Source organism: Bifidobacterium sp. ESL0764, from assembly GCF_029395515.1.
Lineage (GTDB): Bacteria > Actinomycetota > Actinomycetes > Actinomycetales > Bifidobacteriaceae > Bifidobacterium.
Genome location: NZ_CP113919.1, coordinates 995910 through 1022084, shown reverse-complemented (window position 1 = coordinate 1022084; position 26175 = coordinate 995910). Strand labels below are relative to the sequence as shown.

At 57.3% G+C, this 26175-nt stretch carries 19 protein-coding genes; 1 reads left to right on the top strand and 18 read right to left on the bottom strand.

Annotated features, from left to right (window positions below; translation table 11 throughout):
* Positions 1 to 175: 175 nt before the first annotated feature.
* From OZX71_RS03695 to hisS, 7 genes are all read right to left on the bottom strand, one after another.
* Positions 176 to 2743 carry a DEAD/DEAH box helicase gene (locus OZX71_RS03695; RefSeq protein ID WP_277160543.1) on the bottom strand — a complete coding sequence of 856 codons (2568 nt, stop codon included), beginning with the start codon at positions 2741 to 2743 and terminating at the stop codon, positions 176 to 178.
* A 385-nt stretch (positions 2744 to 3128) separates the two neighbouring features.
* On the bottom strand, positions 3129 to 4268 hold the full coding sequence (locus OZX71_RS03690) for an amino acid ABC transporter permease (protein ID WP_277146962.1): 1140 nt from the start codon (positions 4266 to 4268) through the stop codon (positions 3129 to 3131).
* A gap of 4 nt (positions 4269 to 4272) precedes the next feature.
* Entirely contained in the window at positions 4273 to 4950 is a 678-nt protein-coding gene (locus tag OZX71_RS03685) for an ABC transporter permease subunit (RefSeq protein WP_277146964.1), read from the bottom strand.
* Positions 4947 to 5801 carry a glutamate ABC transporter substrate-binding protein gene (locus OZX71_RS03680; RefSeq protein WP_277146966.1) on the bottom strand — a complete coding sequence of 285 codons (855 nt, stop codon included), beginning with the start codon at positions 5799 to 5801 and terminating at the stop codon, positions 4947 to 4949. Before OZX71_RS03680 ends, OZX71_RS03685 begins: the two co-directional genes overlap by 4 nt.
* A gap of 143 nt (positions 5802 to 5944) precedes the next feature.
* Positions 5945 to 6691: an amino acid ABC transporter ATP-binding protein gene (locus OZX71_RS03675; protein WP_277147377.1), complete on the bottom strand. Its 747-nt coding sequence runs from the start codon at positions 6689 to 6691 to the stop codon at positions 5945 to 5947.
* Between the two features lie 267 nt (positions 6692 to 6958).
* Positions 6959 to 8758: an aspartate--tRNA ligase gene (aspS, locus tag OZX71_RS03670; RefSeq protein ID WP_277146968.1), complete on the bottom strand. Its 1800-nt coding sequence runs from the start codon at positions 8756 to 8758 to the stop codon at positions 6959 to 6961.
* Positions 8759 to 8814: 56 nt separating this feature from the next.
* Positions 8815 to 10215, bottom strand: coding sequence for a histidine--tRNA ligase (gene hisS, locus OZX71_RS03665; RefSeq protein ID WP_277160542.1), 1401 nt, complete (start codon positions 10213 to 10215; stop codon positions 8815 to 8817).
* A gap of 91 nt (positions 10216 to 10306) precedes the next feature.
* Between hisS and OZX71_RS03660 the strand changes: the two genes are divergently transcribed.
* Complete coding sequence (locus tag OZX71_RS03660; protein WP_277160541.1) at positions 10307 to 11884, top strand: DUF349 domain-containing protein; 1578 nt, start codon at positions 10307 to 10309, stop codon at positions 11882 to 11884.
* Between the two features lie 218 nt (positions 11885 to 12102).
* On the opposite strand, the gene OZX71_RS03655 is transcribed toward OZX71_RS03660, so the two are convergent.
* The 11 genes from OZX71_RS03655 to OZX71_RS03605 form a co-directional block, all read right to left on the bottom strand.
* Positions 12103 to 12585 (bottom strand): hypothetical protein, encoded by a 483-nt coding sequence (locus OZX71_RS03655; RefSeq protein ID WP_277160540.1) that lies wholly within the window; start codon positions 12583 to 12585, stop codon positions 12103 to 12105.
* Positions 12586 to 12624: 39 nt separating this feature from the next.
* A complete protein-coding gene (locus OZX71_RS03650; protein WP_277160539.1) occupies positions 12625 to 13047 on the bottom strand; it encodes a hypothetical protein in 423 nt (140 codons plus the stop codon).
* A gap of 215 nt (positions 13048 to 13262) precedes the next feature.
* Positions 13263 to 14690: a sucrose-6-phosphate hydrolase gene (locus OZX71_RS03645; RefSeq protein WP_277160538.1), complete on the bottom strand. Its 1428-nt coding sequence runs from the start codon at positions 14688 to 14690 to the stop codon at positions 13263 to 13265.
* A gap of 316 nt (positions 14691 to 15006) precedes the next feature.
* Positions 15007 to 17700 carry an ATP-dependent Clp protease ATP-binding subunit gene (locus OZX71_RS03640; RefSeq protein ID WP_277146975.1) on the bottom strand — a complete coding sequence of 898 codons (2694 nt, stop codon included), beginning with the start codon at positions 17698 to 17700 and terminating at the stop codon, positions 15007 to 15009.
* 174 nt (positions 17701 to 17874) lie between these two features.
* The gene (locus tag OZX71_RS03635; protein ID WP_277160537.1) at positions 17875 to 19473 is read right to left on the bottom strand and encodes a DUF3027 domain-containing protein; all 1599 of its coding nucleotides are present in this window, start codon (positions 19471 to 19473) and stop codon (positions 17875 to 17877) included.
* 34 nt (positions 19474 to 19507) lie between these two features.
* On the bottom strand, positions 19508 to 19897 hold the full coding sequence (locus tag OZX71_RS03630) for a cold-shock protein (protein WP_277146980.1): 390 nt from the start codon (positions 19895 to 19897) through the stop codon (positions 19508 to 19510).
* Between the two features lie 115 nt (positions 19898 to 20012).
* Positions 20013 to 21830, bottom strand: a complete 1818-nt coding sequence (locus OZX71_RS03625; RefSeq protein WP_277160645.1) for a HAMP domain-containing sensor histidine kinase — start codon at positions 21828 to 21830, stop codon at positions 20013 to 20015.
* A 170-nt stretch (positions 21831 to 22000) separates the two neighbouring features.
* Positions 22001 to 22732 (bottom strand): response regulator transcription factor, encoded by a 732-nt coding sequence (locus OZX71_RS03620; protein WP_277146982.1) that lies wholly within the window; start codon positions 22730 to 22732, stop codon positions 22001 to 22003.
* 144 nt (positions 22733 to 22876) lie between these two features.
* Positions 22877 to 23524 carry a TPM domain-containing protein gene (locus OZX71_RS03615; RefSeq protein WP_277160536.1) on the bottom strand — a complete coding sequence of 216 codons (648 nt, stop codon included), beginning with the start codon at positions 23522 to 23524 and terminating at the stop codon, positions 22877 to 22879.
* Positions 23525 to 23979: 455 nt separating this feature from the next.
* On the bottom strand, positions 23980 to 25608 hold the full coding sequence (gene groL / locus OZX71_RS03610; protein ID WP_277160535.1) for a chaperonin GroEL: 1629 nt from the start codon (positions 25606 to 25608) through the stop codon (positions 23980 to 23982).
* 234 nt (positions 25609 to 25842) lie between these two features.
* Positions 25843 to 26046: a cold-shock protein gene (locus OZX71_RS03605; protein WP_277146987.1), complete on the bottom strand. Its 204-nt coding sequence runs from the start codon at positions 26044 to 26046 to the stop codon at positions 25843 to 25845.
* Positions 26047 to 26175: the final 129 nt, after the last annotated feature.

The window sequence follows — 26175 nt, the reverse complement described above, 5'->3', positions numbered from 1 at the left end:
GTAACCAAGACATCAAAAAAACGCAAAAAGAACCCGAATTCTTCAATTGTTATGTCTCTTGGTGCACCAAGAGGCCCTAAAAACAAAGAATGCTCGCTCAATCCGCATATTTTCGGCAACTTGCTTGCACCAAGAACGTCAATAAGATGAATTTTCACACTTTTACCATACGGGCTTACATCACCAGTTCGTCGCTGACGCGATAATCGAGAAAGACCACCTCGCCGCTTTCCTGCGTGGCATCAAGGTCGACGGTACCGGTGATGGCCCAGTCGTGCTCGCCGTCGGAATCGTCGATGATCTGGCGCACCTTCCAAGTGTGTTCCTTGGCCTCGTTGCGATCGTCCAGGATGAACAGATCGCCGCTGCGTGCCTTCTGGTCGATGCCGACGTATTCGTGCTCGTCGTAATAGCGTCCGAGGGCATCGTCCCATTCGTGCACGCCGTAGCCCCAATCCTTGTCGAGTGCGCCGAGCTCCTCCGGCCGGTCCTGGTCCATCAGCTGGATACGACGGAACATGGCGTTGCGGATGAGGACGATAAGCCCTCGCCGGTCTTCCACCACGGCGGGCTTGCCACCCGGTGCGGCTGCTGAGAGCGCCACGCTTTCAGCATCGGCGGCCGAATCGCCTCCAGCGTTCTCCCATTCGTCGACGAGGCTGGAATCCACGGAACGCACGACCACGCGCAGCCAGGAGATGATGTCCTCCAGCTCGTCGTTGCGCTTCTCCACCGGCACCGTGCGCGCCAGCGATCGGTAGGCGTCGGAAAGGTAACGCAGCAGCGTACCTTCGCTTCGGGCGATGTTGTAGCGCGAGATGTAGCCGGTGAAATCGCTGGCCGTCTCCACCATGTCGCGCACCACGGATTTGGGGCTGAGCTCGTAGTCGTTGGCCCACGGCACGTCGTGGCGGTATTCGTCGAAGGCGGCGTCAAGCATTTCCTCGAGCGGCTTGGGCCAAGTAACCTCCTGCAGCTTATCGATGCGCTCGTCGTAATCGAGACCGTCGGCCTTCATCTCGGCCATCGCCTTGTCACGCGCCTGCCGTTGCTGGGCTTTCAAGACCTGTTTGGGATCCTCCAGCGTCGCCTCGACCATCGAAATGACATCAAGTGCGTAGGTGTCGGATTCAGGATCGAGCAGTTCCAGCGCCGCCAGAAGGAAGGGCGAAAGCGGCTGGTCGAGTGCGAAATTGTCCGGCACATCAACGGCCAGAAAGTAATCCTTACCACCACGGCCGTTGTCCTCGGCCTCAATGAAGGACGAATCGAACATGGTCTGGAAAATCTCGTCGGCACGCTGGTGCAGATGTTCCTTCTGCTCCGGGGTCTGCGAGGAATCGTCGATGAGCCTGTCGATACGCTCGCGTGCGTCACCGCCCTGCGCCACCTCGTTCAGGACCATGGAATGGCTGATCTTCATATGCGGCACAAGTGTTTCCGGAGCCGCCTCGATAAGCTTGTCGAACGTCCCCTCGTTCCAGGTGACGAAACCCTCTTGGGGCTTCTTGCGCTTGATCTTCTTGAGTTTCTTCGGGTCGCCGTTGGCCTTGGCGATGGCCCTGGCGTTCTCGATCTCGAACTCCGGGGCCTCCGCCACCACCAAGCCCTCCGTGTCGAATCCCATACGTCCGGCACGTCCGGCGATCTGATGGAATTCGCGGGCACGCAGTTTGCGCATCTTGAACCCGTCGAATTTGGTCAATTGCGTCAGCACGACCGAGTGAATCGGCACGTTGATGCCGACGCCGAGCGTATCGGTGCCGCAGATCACCGGCAGCAGTCCCTGCTGGGCGAGCTGCTCGACCAGGCGTCGATAGCGCGGCAGCATGCCCGCGTGGTGGATGCCGACGCCGGTGCGCAGCAGGCGCTGCAGGATCTTGCCGAACGCCGTGGTGAACCGCGTGCCCTTGATGGCCTCGCTGATCTCCTTGCGCTGCTCCTTGCTGGAGACTCCCGTGCTGGCAAGCGCCTGAGCGGTTTCCAATGCAGCGTCCTGCGAAAAATGGACCACATAAATGGGGGTATCGCCGCGGTTGAACAGCAATTCGACCGTGCCGGCCAACTGTTTGTCGGTGTATTCGTAGCTCAGTGGCACCGGACGCGGCGCGTCGTCGATCACGTCCACATCGCTGCGGGTCATGTCCTCGAGCTTGTCGGCAATGGCATCGACGTTGCCAAGCGTCGCGCTCATCAGCAGGAACTGGGTCTTGGGAAGTGTCAGCAGCGGTACCTGCCAGGCCCATCCACGCTCGGCGTCGCCGTAATAGTGAAACTCGTCCATCGCCACACAGCCGATGTCGGCGTTCACGCCCTCCCGCAACGCCTGATTGGCCAGAATCTCGGCGGTGCAGCAGATAATCGGCGCCTCGGAATTGATACTGGTGTCACCGGTGATCATGCCGACGTTGTCACGGCCGAATGCCTCGACCAGGTCGAAGAACTTTTCACTGACCAGCGCCTTGATCGGCGCGGTATAGTAGGAACGCCTTCCGGTGCACAACGCCGCGAAATGCATGCCCAGCGCCACCAACGATTTGCCGGAACCGGTCGGCGTGCTCAGGATGACATGGTCGCCGGCCAGAAGGTCCATGACGGCCTCCTCCTGGTGCGGCCACGGGTCGATGCCCTTGTTCTCGCGCACCCATTCGAAAAACCTGTCATAGATTTCGTCGGCATCGATGTTGCGTTTCTCGCCGCCGCCGTCCCAGCTCGGTGCCAGCTGCCCTAAACTCTGTGTCATAGCCCCAAGTCTATAGGTCACCGGCTACGCAGCAAATTTACCTTGAGCCGTTTTGAATGACTTTTCAAGACCGATTACAGTACGGAGAATAGAATGCCATGACATTATGTCTGTCATATTGAACGCTGCATAAGTGGGATGGAAGGATATGCGATGTTCGACCGTAAAGACTTGGCCGAACAAAATCAAAGATTTTGTCTTCACGCTCGATATATCGCGTCCACTTCGTCTAAACGCAGTCCACAGGACTACGTTTTTACGGCTCAGCCCGGAGCGTGTCGAACATCGCATATCCTCCCATCCCACGACCAACCAGCAAACGTATAATCGACAAAAATGGTGACCACCCGCAAAGTGATGGTCACCATGGCAAAAACGCTATAACCTACTCGTTCTTACCTTCGCCAGGCTTGGCCCCATGCGGACCGTGCTTCAGTCCGGGAATCGGGATGTCAGGGAACTCGATATGTTCGGGATCCTTCTCGCTCTCCGGGTGCGTGGCATCGTAGCCCTGCATATAGCGGGTCTTACGCCACTCGCGCACCGAAGCGTTGGAACCGCGGTGATGGACGTGATAGCGACGCGGAACCCCGCCGTAACGATCCTCATCCACTTCCTTGGCCACCGCGATCTGGTTGACGTTCGAGGCGTCCATGATGGCGATCGGCGCGACGGGTTCCGGCTCGGTCGGTGCGGCGGTGCGTTCCTGCATACGGCTCGGAAGCCATTCCGCGAGCTTGGAAAGCAGCGCGCAGACGATGAAATAGACCACGCCGGCGACCACCAACGTCTGCAGGATGTTGAAGTACATCGAACCGAGACGACGGGATTCCTGCAAAAGGTCCGTGTACATGATGATCGAGCCGAGCGCGGTATCCTTCAATACCACCACCAGCTGGGTCACCGCGGCCGGCAGCATGGCGTAGACGGCCTGTGGCACCTCGATCTGCATAAGCGATTGCGTGGTGGTGAGCCCTAGGGCCAACGAAGCCTCCCGCTGTCCGCCAGGCAGGTTGCCTACGCCGCTGCGCACCAGTTCGGCGACCACGGAGCCGTTATAGAGGATCAGACCGAGCACGACGGCCCAATAGGAAGCACTTTGGATGCCCATGAAGGAGAAGAGCCTCCAGAAGAAGATCATGAACATCAGCACCGGCACCGCGCGGCAGAACTCGACGATGACGCCGGAAACGGCCCTCACGATCTTGCTTGGCAGCAATCGGCCGATGCCGAAGAGCAGGCCGAAGACGACCGAACCGATGACCGCGAGCGTGGCGGCCTTGATGGTCATCCACAGCCCGGGCAGGTAGAAGTCCGTCCAGGCCTCGCCGTCAAGCGCCGGCTTCCAAAGCTCCCAGTCCAGCTGGTTTTCGCCGTCCGGCGGGTTATGCAGGCGCATGAGGATGAGGACCACGAGGATGGCGACGAGGATGCCGCCGATCCAGTTGGCGATGCGGATACGACGTTTGCCTTTGGGCCCCGGCTCGTCGAAGAGTACGGACGATTCGTTGTTGTTCTTGCTCATGCGTTCACCTCCGTACCGCGAGCTTGTTCGAAAGCACCGTTGTCAGCGCCCCGATGGGAATGATCAGAATGACGTAGCCGAACGCGAAGATCAGGAAGATCGCGACGATGGAATTCGCATGGAACTCGATCATCTCGCTCATCAGGCTCGACGTTTCGGTGGCCACCGACGCGGCCGCGGCCACCGTCGAGTTCTTCAGCAACGCGATCAATGTGTTGCCCAGAGGTGCGACGGAACCGCGGAAGGCCTGCGGCAGAATGACCTGGGTGGCGGACTGCATGAAATTCAAGCCCAGCGCACGAGCCGCCTCGGCCTGCCCCAGCGGGACGGTGTTGATGCCGGAACGCAGGGATTCACAGACGAATGCCGCCGTGTAGAGCGACAGTCCCGTGACCGCAAGCCAGAAGAAGTTGACGGCGAACGTATTGGAGAACGTCAGCTTGAGCTGGGCGAAGGCGCCAAGCACCATGAACACCATGATGATGGTCAACGGCATGTTCTTGAAGAACTCGACGTAGGCGCTCGCCACGGTTCGCAAAGAAGAGATCGGCGAGATGCGCATCATCAGGAGGATGACTCCGAGCACCAGCGAGAACAGCGCCGAGAAAAGGGTCAGCTCGATATTGACCAGAAATGCGCCGGGAACATTATATTGGCTGAACAATTGCAGGAATTCACTCATTTCGCGACTCCCGTCTGCCCGAGATCCGGCTTCGGCGGATTATATTTCATATTCGGCTTGTACTTGACCCCACGCGTATTGTCGGTGATGGCGCGTTTCCAGAAACCGTCCTTTTCCATCTGCGCGATGGCCTTGTCGATTTTCCTGGCGAATTTGAGGTTGCCCTTTTTGACGCCGACACCATAGTATTCCTGCGTGAACGGCTTGCCGATGAGTCTCAGCTTGCCGTGGGCGTTGGAGGCGAGGCCTGCCAGAATGATGTCATCGGTGGTCACCGCGTCGACGATGCCGCTGAACAACGCGGTCGCGCATTCCGCGTAACCGGGCTGCTCCATCAGCTGTACTTTCGACGAGAACTTCTGTTTGATCACTTCGGCCGATGTGGAACCGGTCACCGAGCACAGACGCTTGCCGTTGAGACTGTCGGGGCCGGTGATTTCGTGGTCGTCCTTGCGAACCATCAGGTCCTGCCCGGCCACAAAATACGGACCGGCGAACGTGACGGCTTTCTTGCGTTCATCGGTGATGGAATAACTGGCGATGACCATATCGACATCGCCGTTCTGCAACATGGCCTCACGCTGCTTGCTCGGCGCTTCCTTGAAGACGATTTCGTCATCGGAATAGCCGAGGGTGCGGGCGATGTAGCGGGCCACGTCCACATCGAATCCGACGTAGGTGCCGGATTTCTTGAAGCCGACCCCAGGTTGGTCGAATTTGATGCCGATGCGGATCTTGCCCGCCTCGTTGTCCGTGCCGCACGCGGCTACGGTAAACACGCAAGCCAGTGCGCAGAAGGCCGCGAGGACCCTGCGCCAGGTGCGCGAAAAATGGTTGAATGATGGTTTCATAGATTGTTGCTTTCCCGATACTTCCCCATTCGCTGTTTAGCGGATTAATGATCTGTTGCCTTGTTGATGTCAAGACGTGTGTCACAGCTGACGGCAATCGCGATTGACAAAACCTCCGATATCACCGACGCACGTCAAAAAGGTCAGTGCGTAAGAATCTTGGAGAGGAAGTCCTTGGCACGATCTGTCTTCGGATGGTCGAAGAACTCGTCAGGCGTTCCTTTTTCCAGAATCTTTCCGTCGGCCATGAATACGATGTGGTCGGCCGCCTTGCGAGCGAAGCCCATCTCGTGGGTCACGCAGATCATCGTCATGCCCTCGCTGGCGAGCTTGATCATGACATCAAGCACCTCATTGACCATTTCCGGATCGAGTGCGCTAGTGGGCTCGTCGAACAGCATGATCTTGGGCTGCATGGCAAGCGCACGGGCGATGGCGACGCGCTGCTGCTGGCCACCTGAAAGCTGGGACGGCATCTTGTTGGCCTGGTTTTCGACTCCTACGCGTGCCAGCAGATCCATGCCAAGGTCGTCGGCGTCCTTCTTGTCCATGTGACGGACCTTGACCGGCGCAAGCGTGACGTTCTGCAGAATCGTCTTGTTGGCGAAGAGATTGAATTGCTGGAAGACCATGCCGACTTCGGCACGTAGGTTGGCGAGGTCCTTGCCTTCCTGAGGCAACGGCTGGCCGTCAATGCGGATCGTGCCGGAATCGATGGTCTCGAGCCGGTTGATGGTACGGCACATCGTGGATTTGCCGGAACCGGAAGGTCCTACGACGACAAGCACCTCGCCCTTGTTGACCTTGAGATTGATATCCTTCAGAACATGGAGTTTGCCGAAATGCTTCTCCACATGGGACAGCTCAACCAGTGGATGGTTTTCGTCCATCAATGGTTTCGACGCGTCATTTTCGCGCGTTTCTATAGTGGTTTCTTTTGTTTCAGACATGAAAGCAGTATACCTGCACAGTGTTACCACATAGTTACCAGCGAAATTATTGAGACATATCAGCAATTATTGTTACTTGTTTATTGTTGCCTATCATTTTGAGAATATCAATGGTTTCAGCTGCCCGTGCATACAAATGTGTCCAGCTCAAAATGAACTGGACACATTCATACGTTGGTGATTTGTAATGAATATTACAAAATCAAATCAGTCTTCGTCCTCTTCCGGATCGTAATCGACGCCGGTCTCGGCACGCTGGGCGTCCGAAATCGGGGCCGGTGCGCCGGTGAGCGGATCGCGGCCGCCGCCGGCCTTCGGGAAGGCGATGACGTCGCGGATGGTGTCGCATCCGGCGAGAATCGAAACCGTTCGGTCCCAACCCAGCGCGATGCCTGCGTGAGGCGGGGCACCGTATTTGAAGGCTTCGAGCAGGAAGCCGAACTTCTCCTGCGCTTCCTCTTGCCCGATACCGAGCACGTCGAGCACGCGCTCCTGGATGTCGTTGCGGTGGATACGCACCGAACCGCCGCCCATCTCCTCGCCGTTGCAGACGATGTCGTAGGAGTCGCTCATCGCGTGCTCCGGGTCCTTGTCGAATTTGTCGATCCAGTCGGCGCTCGGCATGGTGAACGGATGATGCATGGAGGTCCACTTGGAGTTGCCCACGGCCACGTCATCGTCATCCGGGTCATCGGCGCGCTTGAACAACGGGAAGTCGACCACCCAGGTGAACGCGAACTTCTTCGGGTCGAGCAAGCCGGCACGACGCGCGATCTCGACACGAGCGGCGCCGAGCAGCAGCTGGGAGGATTCACGCGGGCCCGCGGCGAAGAACACTGCGTCGCCGTCCTTGGCGCCCACGGCTTCTTTAAGTCCATTGCGCTCTTCATCGGAAAGGTTCTTGGCCACGGGACCCTTCAAGGTGCCGTCACCGGTGAACTGCACGTAGGCGAGACCCTTGGCGCCACGCTGGCGCGCCCATTCCTGCCATGCGTCGAACTGACGGCGCGGGGTGTCCGCACCATCCGGGAAGACCACAGCGCCGACGTACGGTGCCTGGAAGACGCGGAACGGCGTGTTCTTGAAGTAATCGGTGAGCTCGACGATCGGGTTGCCGAAGCGCAGGTCGGGCTTGTCGGAACCGTACTTGTCCATGGCGTCCTGCCAGGTGATGCGATCGATCGGCAGCTTGATGTCGTAGCCCTGCGTCTTCCAGATGGCGGCGATGACCTTCTCGGCCATGGCCATCACGTCTTCCTGGTCGACGTAGCTCATCTCCATGTCGAGCTGGGTAAACTCAGGCTGACGATCGGCACGGAAGTCCTCGTCGCGATAGCAGCGGGCCAGCTGGAAGTAGCGCTCGACGCCGCCCACCATCAACAGCTGCTTTAAGAGCTGCGGGGACTGCGGCAGCGCGTACCAGGAACCGGGCACCAGACGCGCCGGCACCACGAAGTCGCGTGCGCCTTCAGGAGTGGACTTGATGAAGGTCGGGGTCTCCACCTCAGTGAAGTCCATATCCTCCAGCGCATGGCGTGCGGCACGGGTCATATCGCTGCGCAGCTTCAGGTTGCGCTGCATGGAGGGACGACGAAGATCGAGGTAACGGTACTTAAGCCTGATGTCCTCGCCGGGCAGCTTGTTCTCCGCCTCGTTTTCGAGGGCCGTGGAAACCTGGAACGGCAGGGCGTCGGACTTGGCCAACACCTTGAGGGACTCGACGACGACCTCCACTTTGCCGGTGGAAAGATGCTCGTTCTCATTGCCGTCCGGACGCTCGCGTACCTCGCCGACCACCTGGATGACGAACTCGCTGCGCAGCGGGCGGGCAATCTCCTCGTCGTAGATGACGATCTGCACCAAGCCGGTGCTGTCGCGCAGATCGATGAAGGCGACGCCGCCGTGGTCGCGCCTGCGGTCGACCCAGCCCGCAAGGGTTACTTTCTGACCGATCAAGGCCTCGGTGACTTCAGTGGCATGGTGTGTTCTATAAGCCGTCTGGCTCATGCTCCCTCTATTCCTTATCTACTAACCGCTCGAAAACCGCGAGAATCCGCGCTCTTTTATTTGTCCAAAGAGACGGTTTGCTGAGCATACAGCGTATCGGGTTGCCATGACTTGACATCGGCGGGAACCTGCTCGCCGGTGATGATGTTCTTCACCTCGTCATGGTCGCTGCCCTCACCGTCGCCGGATGCGTCCGCCGGGAACCAGACATACGGAATGCCCAGTTTGTCGGCGTACTTGATCTGCTTGCCGAGTTTCGCTGCCTTCGGGGCGACGTCGGCGGCGATGCCTCGATCGCGCAAGGCAGTGGCGATATGGTTGCAATCCAGACGGTCGTCTTCGTTCCACACGGCCACCATGACGGCTGCCGGAGACACGCGTGAAGCGTGCGCGCCCGCGGTGTGCAGCATATACGAGACCAGACGCGACAATCCAATGGAAAGGCCCACACCCGGGTATTTCCTGTTGCCTTGCGAGGCGAGATTGTCGTAACGACCACCGGAGCAGATGGAACCGAGCTGGTCGGCGCCGTCAAGGAACGTCTCGTAGACCGATCCGGTGTAGTAATCGAGGCCGCGCGCGATCTTCAGATCGGCAATGACGGAACCGGGACGGGTGATGGCCGCTTCGTCGACGATCATCGCCAACGTGTCGAGGCCTTCGCGAGCGAGCTTGTAGGCATCGGTATCCTGCGAAATATTATGACCAGCGCACAATTCATCGAACTTCTCGAGCAGTTCCTTGCCGTCCTTGGCGGTCAGTTCTGCCAGCTCAAGGCAGGCCCGTGCCTGCGCCTCGTTCGCACCGCATTCACTGACCAGAAGCTTGACCACTTCGTCGGCACCGATCTTGTCGAGCTTGTCAATCTCACGCAGCACGCCTTCGATATCGCTCAGGCCCAGACCGCGGTAGAAACCTTCGGAAAGCTTGCGGTTGTTGGCGTGCACCGTGGCCTTGGGCAGGCCGAACTGACGCAGCTGCTCAAGCGCCTGAACCATGACCAACGGCAGCTCGACCTCATAGTGGTCTTCCAGCTCGCCGTTGCCAATCACATCGATGTCGGCCTGGACGAACTCACGGAAACGGCCTTCCTGCGGACGCTCACCACGCCAGACCTTCTGAATCTGCCAGCGTTTGAACGGGAAGGTGAGCTGACCGGAATGCTCGACCACATAACGGCTGAGCGGAACGGTCAAATCGAAATGAAGCCCGAGACGATGCTCGATCGGGGTGTCGGATTCGTGTCCGACCTCTTGCAGCCGGGACAGCAGATAAATCTCCTTGCTGGTCTCGCCCTTTTTCAGCAGACTCGAGCCTTCCTCGACCGCTCTGGTCTCGATGCCGATGAATCCGTTGAGTTCGAAAACCCTGCGGACCGTGTCGATGACACGCTGTTCGACCACCCGTTCTTCGGGCAGCCATTCCGGAAATCCTGATATTGATGCGCCTTTTGCCATAACTCCCTATAATAAATGGTGTTGTGGAAAAATGAGGCATCCGTCTCGAACCCGCAACACCTGTTACACGAAGACTCTCAAGGAGCTGGCCATGGCCGACGAACAAGTCACTGAAACCGAAAACACCAATGAATCCAACGCACAGGCAGGGCAGCCTGCCGCGGACGCACAGGCCAGCGCCACGTCCCAACCAGTAGAAACGACGGCAGCGCAGACTCAGGCCGAGCCTCAGGCGCCGAAGGCTGCGGACGCAGCAGCACCGACTGCGCCGGCCGCACCGAAGCCTGACGACACGCCGAGCGCGCCTGCTCCTACGACGCCGGCAGAGCCCACCAAGCCCGCACCGAAACCGCACGTTCCCTCTCCCCTGGCCTTTGCCAAGAAACCTGCAAAGCACCCGGTCACAGCCCCTGCTCACACCTACTCCGAGGCCGACGTCAAGGCTGCCGAAGCGTTTGGACGCGTGGACGAGAAGGGCACGGTTTACGTACGTGAAGGCGAAAGCGAACGCGAAGTCGGCGAATTCCCCGGTGCCACCAATGAAGAGGCTCTGACGCTCTATGCCCGCCGTTATCTCGATCTCAAGGCCAAGCTCGATCTCTTTGCCACGCGTCTCAAGGCCGCAAACATCAAGCCCCACGAGATCGACGAATCGGTCAAGAACCTGGGCGAGGAAACCACCAATCCGGCCATCGTCGGCGATATCGCCGCGCTCAAGGCACAGTACGAGGAGCTGAAGAAGGCTGGAGAAGCCAAGAAGGCCGAGCTGGCCGAGGCGCGCAAGGCCGCTCTCGAGAAGGCGATCAAGGAGCGCACAGCCATCGTGGAGAAGGCCGAAGACCTCGCAAATTCGCTTTCAGAGAACACGAACTGGCGTTCCACCGCCGACAAGTTCCGTTCGCTTTTCGAGGCTTGGCAGCAGCATCAGCGCACTACCATCCGCATCGACAAGCCGACCGCCGATGCGCTCTGGAAGCGTTTCTCCGCCGCCCGCACCACCTTCAACCAGCACCGTCGCAAGTGGGCTCAGGCCCGCGACGCCTCCCGCGAGGAGACCAAGCGTGTCAAGGAAGAGATCATCAAGGAAGCCAATGAAATCAAGGACTCCACCGACTGGGGCGCCACCTCGCACCAATTCAACGAGCTGATGGACCGCTGGAAGGCTGCCGGACGTGCCGGGCGCAAGGAAGACGACGAGCTGTGGGCACGCTTCCGCGAGGCATGCGACGTCTTCTTCAACGCGCGTCAGGCCGACCGCGACCAGATGAGCTCCAACGAGAAGGACAACCTTGCCAAGAAGGAAGAGCTCTTGAAGAAGGCCGAGGCTCTGGTACCGGTCGCCGACGAGAAGGCCGCCAAGAAGGCTCGTCAGGCGCTGGCCGACATCCAGGACGAGTGGGATCAGATCGGCTACGTGCCTCGTGAGGACATGCACCGCATCGAAAGCCGGCTGGACGCCGTCGACAACAAGATCAAGGCCGTCGAACAGGCCGCCTGGCAGAAGAGCGACCCCGAGGCCGACGCCCGAGTCTCCAGCTTCGAGACCCAGCTCAAGGCCCAGCTCGACGAGCTCGATGCCAAGATCGCCGCCGAGTCCGACCCGGCCAAGAAGTCCAAGCTCGAGAGTGAAAAGGCCACCAAGGAACAGTGGCTCAACGCCGTGAAGTAAGCGCTAGATTTTCATAGCCTAACAAAAAGTGGTTTGCACCATCGATTTGGTGCAAACCACTTTTCATATTAAGCTTGAACCGAGCCCGCCCCGCTGGGGAAAGGGATGTGAAAGCCGGAGTGCCTGTGTCTCTCATAGGGGCCGGCTTTCGCGTTGCTCAAGGACAATGCCATTACACCTGTGTCGTTCTGCCTACTGGTTCCGCAAGGAAAACGTAATTAATCATCCTTGATGAATCCGCCTTGGACGACCGATTTACAGGTCTGATAGTCGACTTTCCACTGCCCATCTTCCTTGGCAAAACCTAAATCGACCACTGCATCGCTTGTGAGGATAGCCGAGGAATCGGAATCTCCCTTTACCACCTTGCCTTTATCAATACCTTGAGTAATGTGTTGGAGATTCTTATGCCAATTTTTATCAAGTCTCAACGAGCCGGTTAAATCGTATTTCTTGGCTAGAGATGTATCATCTGAGCAACGATTACTTGCATAACTCATAATTGATTTCGAATCGCCTTGATACATTTCTTTGAAAAAGTTTTTGCCCGTATCCTTGACCTTCGATGATTCCGAGGAAGAAACACTTTCATTACCATGTGGCAGCGAGCCGTCATTCCCACACGCTCCCAGAGATAACGGCAAAGCAAGGCAGACAACTATGCATACACACACGCGAAAAATACGTTTTTGACTGTTCATCTTTCTTCTCCTCAGTTGTATTGAAGATCCGATAATTTTCTATTTTGTAGCTTCAAACAACGCTTTTAAATTAGCAGTCCCAGACTGATTGCAGCTGAGCTTGTGGTCACCGGATTGTCCTATCTTTGCCTGCGCAAATGTGAAGAGGTTCTTGCCCTTGGAATCCGGGTAGTTGAGATCTTCGGTACTTGTTTTCATGGGATTGCCGTCAACCGTGCAGCTTTCGGCTTTCATCTTTTCCAAATCATCACGATAGGCCAGAACATAAAACGTGCCGCTTTTGGAAGTAGTAACCGTTGTTATATTTCCGTTGGGCTTGACATCATACTTTTTCATCGCAGAGAATCTGTCGGCTACTTCGCCGGCACTCGGTTCAGTGCTCTTTGCCCCGCAACCGGACAAACTGCCGACGCAAAGCAACGCCGCCACTATGCCGATAATTCCCCTTGCGTTCTTTCGCATTGCCGGTATCCTTCTTTGGACGTACAACTCTAATATGTTTATTTCCTTTAATGACAGAATATTAGCCCCCCCCCGACTCGCATGAGTCATAAGGCAGAATACCTGCGTCTTTCGTGCAGGTCGGCTTCCAATTACTTTTGGTTTAGAATATTAGGCCCAACGTATATATTACGTTGGGCCTAATCCTTAAATGTGTAGTTTGATTTCACGCCAACTCAGCCGAGAGCATATGCAGTCAAATGCAAGGGCAGCTCAGCATCGGCCTTGAGCTCGATGGTCGGCTTCTGCTCGGTGAAGTAGCGCTCGGTGAACACCGTTTCGCCGTCGTTGACGAAGAACTCGACGGAGCTGGTATCGATGAAAATCTGCAGCTTCAGCGTATCGCTCCGCTTTACGGTGCCGAAACGCTTGGCGTCATCGCCTTTGTCGGGACGATTCAGAACCAACTCCCCCGAGTCTTTGTCGTACGAAAGTGAAATCAGCAGGCCCGATTCGGTTTTCAGCATGACTTCGAAACGATGTCCCTGCCAATTTGCGAGTTCACCCTCAACCAGCAACTCGACATGCTGAGGATCAGGCAGGTTCAACCGCTCAAGACGTACTTCCGTGCTTTCGTCGAGAACGGTCGCCTGCCGAAGTTCCTTGAGCTCCCTTGCCGGATTCATATAGACATGCCCATCGCGCAACGTCAGCTCGCGAGGTATCGTCAACGCCCCGGCCCAACCGTCTTCCTGTTCAGGCATAGCCGATTCCCACATGTCCATCCAACCGATCAGGATTCTTCGGCCATCAGGCGACTGTGTTGTCTGCGTGGCGTAGAAATCATGCCCGTGGTCGATTTCGCTGAAATCGCCGTGCGTGAACCGGTTTGCTTCATAATCCATATCACCCACGAAATACCCGGTCTGGTGGAGATTGAGGTATTGCTTCTCGGTGGCTTCAATGCCTTGTGGCGAGAACAGCAGAACATCTTTGCCGTCCAGCTCAAAGAAGTCAGGGCATTCCCACATATGGCCCTGCGTCTTCTCCCCGTCGGACTTGGCGATAGGCCCACGGTATTCCCAGTGCAACAAATCGTCCGAACGATAGACCAGCACGCGACCAAGCCCGTCCTTACCACGGGAACCAAGGATGACATAATAATGGCCGTCATGTTGCCAAATCTTTGGGTCACGGAAGTCCTGCGTATTGTCTTCCGGCGGCATAGCGATAACCGGGTTGTCTTCGTATTTCGTGAAATGGACGCCATCATCGCTATAAGCGATGTTCTGCACCTCACGGTAATGGTACGGATCATCAGGCCGTAACAGATTATGCCCGGTATACATCAGGTAAAGACGTCCATCTTTGCCAATCGAACAACCGGAATAGCAGCCATTCGCATCTTCCGGGTCACCTGGCACCAAGGCGATGGGCAACTGCTCCCAATGCACCAGATCACGACTGCGGTAATGACCCCAGTGCATCGGCCCCCATTCGGCGCTGTACGGATTGTACTGATAGAAGAGATGGTAATAACCATTAAAATACGAGAAACCATTGGGATCGTTCATCCACCCAAACGGCGTCATCACATGGTATTTCAGTCGGTATCGATCATTGGTCACAGAAATCGTCTTTGATTCATCTACGGTTTTCATCATTACATCCTCCTTATTTGATAGAAATAACTCTTATATATCTAAGGATACTTTCTTTCATTTACAAGCAAAACTCAAAATACGTTTTATTTCAATTTCAAGCCGTTCACCGGAACCTTGAACTGAATCAGTGGAAAAAGCACAAAATCAGGTCAGAACAACACTTTCCTTACCGTTTTGAGCCCAGTAAGGAGAAAAACACCTGTTACGGTTTGACACGAGCGCTTTTAAAAGCGAATACGCAAAGGCCCGGCTCCTCGTTGAGGAAACCGGACCCTCGCACAGCGGACGCGTTGAATCTGCGTTCGCTTAACTACAATCACTCACTTGGAGCATCTGAGGTATCGCTACCTTGGGCATCCGAACCGGAGCCGGCCGGGAAAGCACTCGAAGCGTTTGATGGCGCATCGGAGGAATCGTCCGAATCGGTGGACGCAGCTGATTCGGCAGCAGCCGTATCAACCGGCGCACCGGCACCTACCAGTTCAGGTTGCTTGCCTTCAGCGTCAGTATCCGCTGGCTTGGCGTTCGGGTCCTCGAAAGGCACACCCTTGAAAGTGAACTCACCCAGGATGCCTTCGCCTTCGGCGTCGACCTCTACCTTTTCGCCGTTCTTGAGCTTGCCCATGAGAATCTGCTCGGAGACGGCGTCCTCGATGTCGCGCGTGATGACACGACGCAGCGGACGGGCGCCGAGCAGCGGGTCGAAGCCCTTCTGCGCCAGCAGATCCTTGGCCGCGTCCGTCAGCTCGAGCGACATGTGGCGCTCGAAGAGACGGTCGTTGAGCTGGGTCAAGTCGAGATCGACAATTTGACGCACCTGGGGCTCGGTCAGCTGACGGAAGACGATGATATCGTCCAAGCGGTTGAGGAACTCAGGACGGAACTGCTGCTTGAGCTCGCTGGTGACCTGACCCTTCATCCGCTCGTAGCTCGACTCGGTGTCGTTGCCGGAGCTGAAACCGGTATTGGCGGCCTTGGCGATATCTTTGGTGCCGAGATTGGTGGTGAGGATGATGATGGTGTTCTTGAAGTCCACCTTGCGGCCCTGACCGTCGGTCAGGTGGCCATCGTCCAGCACCTGCAAGAGCGTGTTGAAGATGTCGGGGTGAGCCTTCTCGATCTCGTCGAAGAGCACGACGGAGAACGGCTTGCGACGCACCTTCTCGGTGAGCTCGCCGCCCTCTTCGTACCCTACATATCCCGGAGGCGCACCGAAGAGGCGCGACGCGGCGTACTTCTCGGAGAACTCGGACATATCGACGCGGATCAGCGCGTCCTCGTCGTCGAAGAGGAACTGCGCCAACGCCTTGGCCAGCTCGGTCTTGCCGACGCCGGTGGGGCCTGCGAAGATGAACGAGCCTGCAGGGCGCTTCGGATCCTTCAGGCCGACACGCGTACGGCGAATCGAACGGGACAGTGCGGAAACCGCCTCGTCCTGGCCGATGATGCGCTTGTGCAGCTCGGACTCCATGTTCAGAAGCTTCTTGGATTCGGCCTGTGTGAGCTTGAAGACGGGGATGCCGGTGGTCGAGGAAACGACCTCGGCGATCACTTCTTCGTCGACGACCATCTTGACATCACTGCCGCCCTCGCGCCAGGTCTTTTCCTTCTCCTTGCGCTCGGTCTGCAGCTTGTCTTCCTGGTCGCGCAATTCCGCGGCCTTCTCGAAGTCCTGGTCCTTGATGGCCTTGTCCTTCTCGTCGGAGATCTTGGCTATCTTGCCGTCAAGCTCCTTCAACTCCGGCGGCGCGGTGAGACGCTTGATGCGCAGGCGCGCGCCCGCCTCGTCGATAAGGTCGATGGCCTTGTCGGGCAGGTTGCGATCCTGGATGTAACGCGAGGAAAGCTCGGCCGCGGCCTGGAGCGCACCGTCGGTGATGGTCACCTTGTGGTGGTTCTCGTAGCGGCTGCGCAGCCCCTTCAAAATCTCGATGGTATCCGCGATGGACGGCTCATCGACCTGAATGGGCTGGAAACGACGCTCAAGCGCCGCATCCTTCTCAATGTACTTGCGGTATTCGTCGGTGGTGGTGGCGCCGATGGTCTGGAGCTCGCCACGGGCCAACATCGGCTTAAGGATGTCGGAAGCGCCCAAAGCGCCGTCCGCCGACCCTGCGCCGACGATGGTATGAATCTCGTCGATGAAGAGCACGATGTCGCCACGGGTCTTGATTTCCTTCAGAACCTTCTTCAAGCGTTCCTCGAAATCGCCGCGATAGCGCGAACCTGCCACCATGGAGGCCAAGTCAAGCGAATAGACCTGCTTGCCTTTCAGGGTCTCAGGCACATCACCGGCGTGAATCTTCTGCGCCAGGCCTTCGACGACGGCCGTCTTGCCGACGCCGGGCTCACCGATCAGCACCGGATTGTTCTTGGTGCGACGGGAAAGCACGACCATGACGCGCTCAATCTCCTTGGCGCGTCCGATCACCGGGTCGAGTTTGCCTTCAGCGGCTTCCGCGGTAAGGTTGCGGCCGAACTGGTCGAGAATGGCGGAACCGGTCTGACGACCCTTGTTCTCCACGCCGCCTGCGTTGGCAAGATCGCCCTTGCCGTTGCCTTCCGCTCCGCCGGAGTTGCCACGAATCAAATCGATGGTGGAGCTGCGAAGCTCGCCCAGATCGACGTCCATCTTGATGAGCACCTGGGTGCCCACGCCTTCGCCCTCGCGGATAAGGCCGAGCAGGATGTGCTCGGTTCCGATATAGCTATGCCCCAGCTGCAGCGCCTCACGCAGACTCAGCTCCAACACCTGCTTGGCGTGCGGAGTGAACGGAATATGACCATTCGGCGCGGCATTGCCCTTGCCGATCATTTCCTCCACCTGCTTGCGGGTATCTTCCAAGGTGACGCCCTTGGCGGCGAGCGCCTTGGCCGCGATTCCTTCGCCTTCACGAATCAGGCCGAGCAGCAGATGTTCGGTACCGATGTAGTTGTGCTGGAGGGCCTTGGCTTCTTCCTGCGCCAGTACGATCACACGTCTGGCACGGTCAGTAAACCGTTCGAACATACTTGTCCTTCCACTTCTTGATAGTCCATTTAACTCTACCGATTTACGATGACGTTTATTTCGTGCCGCGCGATGATTGCGCTGAGAACGCAACAAATGCAATGGAAACGGCTAAAATCCACCCGTATATAGCAATTTCAGCTTACGAATACGTGCTTTCGCCACCACCGATCATCACTCGTCATCCGAACCTGGTTGTGTTTGTGCAGAAGGCATAGCGCTGCTCGCCGACTCTTGCGCTGCCAAGCCCGCTTCCGCCTCCCCTGTTTCAGACGGTTCCTCAGTATCGTTGTCGTCTGCGTCGTTCACACGCTCGCCTTGAGGCGTCTCGGTTTCAGCTTCATCGGAAGCATTGGCTTTCGAGGTTGAATCCAAGGTCTCTGCGTCCTCAACATCGTCTGCGATATACGAATCGCTGATATTGGTATCGGGCTCGTCCTCATCCGAATCGTCGTCTTCAGCGTCGCTGCCGACCGAATCACCGTCGGCATCGTCGGCATCATCAGAATCATCCGAACCGTCACCATCGTCACTCAGGTCGATGGTGGATTCAACGGCAACCTCGGCGGTCACTGCACTGCCCACCGTGCCTTTGCCGACCACGGTCGTTTCGTCCGCATCATCGTCACTCTCGTCATCATCGTCCAGCGATCCGGGAACGGCGTGCTCGGCGATGTCCGTCTCAGAAGCGACGTCGGTCTCGGTCTCATCGTCGGCCTCATCGGATTGGGCGTCGACATTGTCGTCATCCTCGTCGATCGATTCGATGAGTTCGACCTGACCGCGCTCCTCACGCGGCGCCTGGGCAATGATGTCGATATGCAAATCGTCAAATGCAGGCTTGGACTGTACCCAAAGATGCGATGGCTCTGGCTGTGCGATTTCGGAATGCTCTCCACAACCGTGGTCGAGGGACACCACCCGTCCATCATCGGGACTCCAACGATTCGCGCACACGCCGAACATGGTGTCGAGGTCACCCTTGAGCCCGATGAAAAAGGCACACGTCGAGCACAGATTGCCCTCGGCCGTCTTGGTGGAAAGCGACTTCGGACCGTGCTGCCCGTCATACCAACGTTTCGCGGTCTGCGAGCGCCCCAATTGGCTCATCACATGCCGGCGTGAAAGCCCGAATTGCTCGACAGTGTCTTCAAGTTCACGGCTCAATCCCGTTTCGGGGTCGATATTCAAGTCCGTTTGCGCGGCTTCGGCGGTTTTCGCCTCGCCATCAGCCTCGCCGTCGGCTGTTGTTTCCTCGTCGCTTTGGGCAACACCCGATACGTCCGTCACGACTTCCCCGGTTGCGTGTTCCCCGCTTCCTTCGGCCCGGCCAGTTCCCGCATCTTCAGCCGAATCCTGTTGCACGGCCTTCGTCTTGCGGAACCCGTCTTCCATACGAGGGTCGTCCGGATCGGTGCCCAAGGAATCCGTCACCGAAAGATCGGCCGCCTCAAGCCTGTCCTTCCAGGGAACCCAAGCCGGTGCCAACAGCGAATCCTCGGTGGGAACCAGCGTTGATTCGTTGACGCTCCACGAATCGAGCTCCGTATCGTGGTAGAGCGTCACCGCCCATTGCCAGCCCTCATAGCCCTTGCGTAGGCACACAAAACGAAAATCGGCGACATTGTCGCCCAAATCGATGCCCTGGACGAACTCCCCCACCTCATCGGGTTCATCGGCGACCGCCAGCACCACCGATTTAGCCAAAGCACGTGGGTCGAGCTTGGCTTCTTCATCAGAACGCTCGTCCGTATCCGCCGTTGTTTCCGCCATACTGTCTTCCGTCATTTCGCTTTCCGTTTTCTTCTCAATCCTCGACATCGAAATCATCGGCAACGGCACGCAGCAGCGTGGCCAATTTACGGCTTTCGCCGGCGTTCGGGTAACGATGGCGTCGCAAGGAATTGCCTGCGGAATCGAGCAATTTGATCAGATCCTCGACAATGGCTGCCATATCGTCAGGCTTGGGCCTGGTGGCGCGCACCACCGATGGTGCGGGCCCCAAAACATGAAGATCCATGGCCTGAGGGCCTTTGCGACCATCGACCAGCGAGAACTCGACTTTGGCCCCCTTACGCAAGGTCGAGGTCCCCGCAGGCAATGCCGCCGCAGGCAAGAACACATCGTTGCCGTCATCTGCGGTTATAAAGCCATAACCTCTCTTAGCATCGAACCAACGCACTTTCCCGCTGGGCATAACACACCTCGTTCATCCTGTAATTTCTTGACGGAATAGCGTTTTCACGTTCCGTTTTCTTGGATCTCCTACCAGTCTAGCGTAACGACTACGCAAACCGCGAAAGATCGGTTCCCTAGCTCTTATCGTGCCGGGACCATTTGCCTTGGTGGATTCCCGTCGCGTTCTGTCTTTCCTGCTTATCCTGCTTTGCCTCTTTGCCGATTTTGCCGTTTTTCCTGTTCCTCGATTTCATGGCACCGGCAGGCACCTGAGGTTCAAGAGGACCGATGGGAAGAATGACAGTAAGAGTAAGGCCGCCGCCATTGGCGGTCGTAGTCGCATCGATGAACCCATGGTGGGCTCGCACCACAGATTGAGCAATGGACATGCCCAATCCCGTACCGCCTTTTTGACGGGCGCGCGAGGGGTCGGCTGTATAGAAGCGTTCGAAAATCTGGGATTGGCGGTCCGAGGGGACGCCGGGACCGTGGTCCATGAAGCTGAACACGGCATAGTTCATCCCCATCTGCATGGATTGCCCGACTTCGACGGCCTCAAGGAAGTAGCGCAACGATTCAGGGCTTGGAGGCATGCGTTGCAACGATTCAGGACTGATGGATGCGGGAAGGACGGCCAGCCCGACCTCTACAGACGAATCCGATGGCGTGTAACGATGAATATTGCCGACGATATTGGTGATGACCTGACGCAGCCTCGAGGCATCTCCTGTCAGCGTCAGAGCGGGGAATTCGCCCTCACGGAACACCAGATGCGAGGGCTTGTTGCCGTCCTTGGCATTGAGTTCAAGGCTTCCTTTTCTGATCAGCCGATTGTTGTCCAGCGCATGCAAATCGTCGACGGCGTCCTTCAGCTGCTGGCTCAGGTCGACCTGCTGGGTCATGTCGATGCCACGTCCCTCGTCGAGGCGGGCCAGCGAAAGCAGATCCTCCACAAGCACGGTCATCCGTTGGCTTGAAGCCTCGATATGGTCTATGGATTCATCAGCACGCTCAAGAGCACCCGGCAGATCGCGCTGCATGTGATACAGCTCGGAATAGCCGTGGATCGTGGCCAAGGGGGTTCGCAATTCATGGCTCGCGTCGGAGACGAATTGCTTCATCTTGTCCGTGGTTTCCTGCTGCTCGCGGAAGCTTGATTCGATGCGTGCCAACATGGCGTTGAGCGACGCTGCAAGCGAGCCGACCTCTGTGTTTTCCGGCGCTGCCGGAACACGCTGGGTCAAGTCACCCGCGGCGATTTTGGCAGCGGTCTTCTCGATGCGTTTCAGCGGAAGCAAGGTGCGCTGAATAATCAACGTGGCCACTACCGCGCCGAGCAGAACGATGATGATACTGACGAAAATCGAATATTGGGTCAACGTGCTGATGATATCGATCTGGTCGGCCATCGAAATGCCGATATATACCGTCATTTTCACCGTGCTCGTGCCATCGGGTCCACGTTCCCTGCCCTCCAGGGCGAGCACGCGCCATGGGGCCTGGGCCACCTGCATGGTACGTTTGTCCGTTTTGACCGACGAATTCAATTCACGAACGTTGGCGGCGGCGGTGAAAGGCTTGTCATATTCGACATCGCCCATGGAGCCGTTGGGTGGCAACTCGGGCTCCGAAACGACACTATTGCGCAATACAGGAACCAACGGCGTTCTGATGATGACGTTGCTTTTGTAGTCCCGCCACTGCATGAAATATTCATTCGGCCCGACGTTCTCGTTCTCGTCTTTACGACTCAGCAGGTCAACGTTGCTATAGACCAATTGGGCCTGATCACGCAGTTGGGTATCGGTCTTCGCCACCAGATAGCTGCTGACCAATTGACGTATGGTCAACGAAATACCAAAGGTGCCGACCATCAGCAGGACAAGCGTGCAGGCTACCAGCTTGGTGGAAAGAGGTACGGCGTCCAAACGGCCGAGCCAACGTCTACGCATCCGGGCAAGAGCCGGGAATCTGCTCGGTTTGTTGCCTTTTTGGGATGTGCCGTTTTTGCCGTGTATCGCCTCCGGCTGCGACGAACCATCATTCGTTGCAGTCCCATCCGTTTCCGCGTCTCCACGCTCCTGCGGATCGCCCGATGCCTGTGCTTTCATCATCAGCGCTGCTATTCCTTCGGTTCACGAATCATATAACCGATACCACGCTTGGTCTCGATAAGCGGAACCACCTTGTGTTTGGTGCCGTCCGTATCGGTGACGACAACGCCGTCGACCTTCTTGCGCAAATAGGAAATATAGGATTCGACGATCGCCGCGTCCCCACCCCAGTCATATTGCCATACATGATCGAGGATCTGGGCTTTGGAGAGCACACGTCCGACGTTGTCCATCAGATAGCGAAGCAGCTTGTACTCGGTGGGGCTCAGATCGATGGTCTGTCCGGCCCGCGTCACGTCGTGGGAGTCCTCGTTGATTTCCAGGTCTCCGACACGCAGGATGGGATCGTCCTCCGTCTGTTCGTGGGTGCGGCGCAGAATGGCGCGAATACGGGCGACCACTTCCTCCAGGCTGAACGGTTTGGTGACGTAATCGTCTCCCCCGACCGTAAGCCCCATGACCTTGTCCTGGGTATCGTCGCGCGCGGTCAGGAACAGCACCGGCGCGTCGATGCCTTCCTGGCGAATCCGGCGTGTCACCGTAAATCCATCGATGTCAGGCAGCATCACGTCGAGGACGATCAGATCGGGCTGGGTCTTCTCGATCACTTCGATGGCTTCGGTGCCGCTTGCGGCCGTAGTCACCTCGAAGCCGGAAAAATGCAGGGATGCAACCAGCAGATCCCGAATTGACGGTTCGTCATCCACAACCACGATCGACGCTTCTATTTGTTTGCTCATAATGATAAGGATTGCTCAACTGTCTGTATGTTTCCTGAATACTTCCTGCACAAAGTGCATTATTCATCACTCAGCAAAACGGCGGGGACCGGATTCAGCGGCGGGAAATCAGCCAAACGATCACGGCATTCGGCGGATTATTCCTCACTTTTTCTTGCGATGACGCGGCCCCTTGGCCTTGGGCTTCACGAGTTTCGCTGCATCTGAACTATCCGTTTGCCCGGTCTTCGGGCCTTCGTCACTTGGATAGTCCTTGTCGCTAGGTGATTCGCCGGTTTTCTTCTTCTTTCCTCTACGCCTGAGCAACATGACAACAGCGCCGATGACGATAATGACAAGAATAACCGCGATAGACCCCGCGATGATGATTTTCGGTTTTCTCGAAGTCTCCTGCTTATGCAGAACCTTGATCTCATCCATCATGGCGCAAGCTGCGCCGGACCAATCAGGATCGTCGCCCTTCTGTATCGGGCCGAGTGCAGCCTGAGACAGTCGGGAGACATGGTCTTTGTCTTTCAGCCAGTCATCGGAATTGTGCGAGACGGCGACCACCAGTCTGCCGTCGTTGGAAGCGAGCGCGAGAAGGACAGTGTTGGCGGGAGGCTTGGTCGATTCAAGACTCTCCCCCGCCCATGTATCGGGATCTTTGGAACCAGCGAAATTGGCCAGGTACAAAAGCCTCACCGTCACACCGGTTTCCTGTTTGATGGAAGCGATTTCGTCATTGACGTGGGAGACGTTGCCACCGAGAAGATTTTGCGGGTCGGTCACCTCGGCGTTGATTTCACCCATTGACGAGCTTGCCGCCCGAGCCGGTTGCGCAAAGCCGAAAAGCAACACAACCCCTAGCAACGAAGCGGCGAAGGCGACCATCAATCCCAAAATTCGCTGATGATGACCTTTCGATGACGGTTCAGATCGGACTTCGCCGTACAAACAATCCCTTGAGCTTTCCTCGATATCCGGAAAAGACAAAATACTGGCTGACATATCAACCACTGTAGCGAATAGGTTCACCAACGAGCTTCAAGTCCGCTACGGACTCAACAATGACAGAACAACAAACAGTTGAAAAACACAGCCACAAGACAAGACTCGCTGAGCGGTCTGCTCTCGGCCTGAATCAGGTGTGGCGGCAGACCGCCAAACCGGGCAACGCGAAAGCGCCGGTACCTTGTAAAAGATACCAGCGCTTTCTCAATCCTCATGACCCTCTATCACTGCGTATTCCGAGAGTCAGCCACGGATCAGTAGCCCATGTCGGCGCCCTGGCCGGCGGCCGGAGCGGCCTTCGGCTCGGGCTTGTTGGCCACCACGGCCTCGGTGGTCAGGAACAGGCCGGCAATGGAAGCCGCGTTCTGCAGGGCGGAACGGGTGACCTTCAGCGGGTCGGCCACACCGGCCTCGAGGAGGTCCTCGTAGGTGTTGGTCGCGGCATTGAAGCCCTGGCCTTCAGGCAGTTCACGCACCTTGTTCAGCACGACATCACCGGAGACACCGGAGTTCTCGGCGATCTGCTTGATCGGGGCTTCGATGGCGCGGAAGACGATGGCGGCACCGGTGGCCTCTTCGTCGGTCAAAGCCTTGACGTCAGCGGAGTCCTCGGCCTTCTTGGCAGCCTGGACGAGCGCGACACCACCGCCGGGCAGCAGGCCCTCTTCAATGGCGGCCTTGGCGTTGCGCACAGCGTCCTCGATGCGGTGCTTGCGTTCCTTGGCCTCGACCTCGGTGGCAGCACCGACCTTGATGACGGCCACACCACCGGCGAGCTTGGCAAGACGCTCCTGCAGCTTTTCGCGATCATAATCGGAATCGGTGTTGTCGATCTCGGCGCGAATCTGGGAGACGCGAGCCTCGACGTCGTCCTTGGAGCCTGCACCGGAAACGATGGTGGTCTCGTCCTTGGAGACGATGACCTTCTTGGCCTGACCCAACACGGACATATCAATGGAGTTGAGCTTCAGCCCCAGATCATCGGAGACGACCTGAGCACCGGTCAAGATGGCGATATCCTGCAGCATGGCCTTGCGGCGGTCACCGAAGCCAGGAGCCTTGACGGCGCAGGAATTGAAGGTACCACGGATCTTGTTGAGGATCAGGGTGGGCAGCGCCTCGCCGTCGACATCCTCGGCGATAATCAGCAGCGGCTTGCCGCTCTTCATCACAAGTTCGGCAATGTGGACGACGTCCTCCTGGCTGGAGAGCTTGCCACTGGTCAGCAGAATGTACGGGTCGTCGAGCACGGCGGTCTGCTCGTCGTTGTTGGTGACGAAGTACGGGGAGATATAGCCCTTGTCGAAACGCATGCCCTCGGTGAAGTCGAGATCCAGACCGAAGCGGTTGTTGTCCTCGACGGTCACCACGCCATCCTGGCCGACCTTGTCGAGCGCTTCGGCGATCTTCTCGCCGATCTCGGGGTCGCCGGCGGAAATCGTTGCGGTGGCGGCAATCTGATCCTTGGTCTCCACGTCCTTGGCCACGGAGACGAGTTCCTTCACCACGGCGTCAGAGGCCTTTTCGATGCCACGGCGCAGAGCCACCGGGTTGGATCCGGCAACGACGTTCTTCAGGCCCTCGTGCACGAGAGACTGCGCGAGCACGGTCGCGGTGGTGGTGCCGTCGCCTGCGACGTCATCGGTTTTCTTGGCGACTTCCTTGACCAGCTCGGCACCGATACGTGCGTAAGGATCCTCAAGGTCGATTTCCTTGGCGATCGAAACGCCATCGTTGGTGATGGTCGGAGCGCCATAGCTCTTGTCGAGCACCACGTTACGACCCTTCGGGCCCAGCGTGACCTTGACGGTATTGGCGAGTTCATCAAGACCCGCAAGCATTCCTTGGCGAGCTTCCTCGTCGTATGCAATCATCTTTGCCATTGTTTCCTCCACAAGTGGCTACACAGCTTATATTGACTCACCCGAAATCCCAGGAGCCGGATAACCAACCGTCAGCTGCCGATTATCACTCTCGAGCCCCGAGTGCTAATTTCAAGATTAGCACTCCCATCGGTCGAGTGCCAACATTGATGAAATTGCGCTGTTGGCATGAAAAACGTTGGGCCCGATTCTTGCAAACCGGACCCAACGTTAAATATAGCGATGCGCTAGCAATCAGATCTTGGTGACAGTCGTCGCCTGCAGGCCCTTCGGGCCTTGCTCGAATTCATATTCCACCTTATCGCCGTCGTCGAGCTTCTTGAAGCCCTCGCTTTGAATAGCGGAATAGTGAACGAAAACATCTTCGCTCCCATCATCGGGGCTGATGAATCCGTAACCCTTGCCAGCATTGAAGAACTTCACGGTACCTTGTGCCATAATAACCATTCTCTCATCCGAGTGTCACGCGAAAACAATATGAGGTACCCGGCTGATTCCGGATACTACATCACGTAACAGTTTTTACTATAGACAGAACCCCAGTCAAAAACACGAAACACGCCGAAA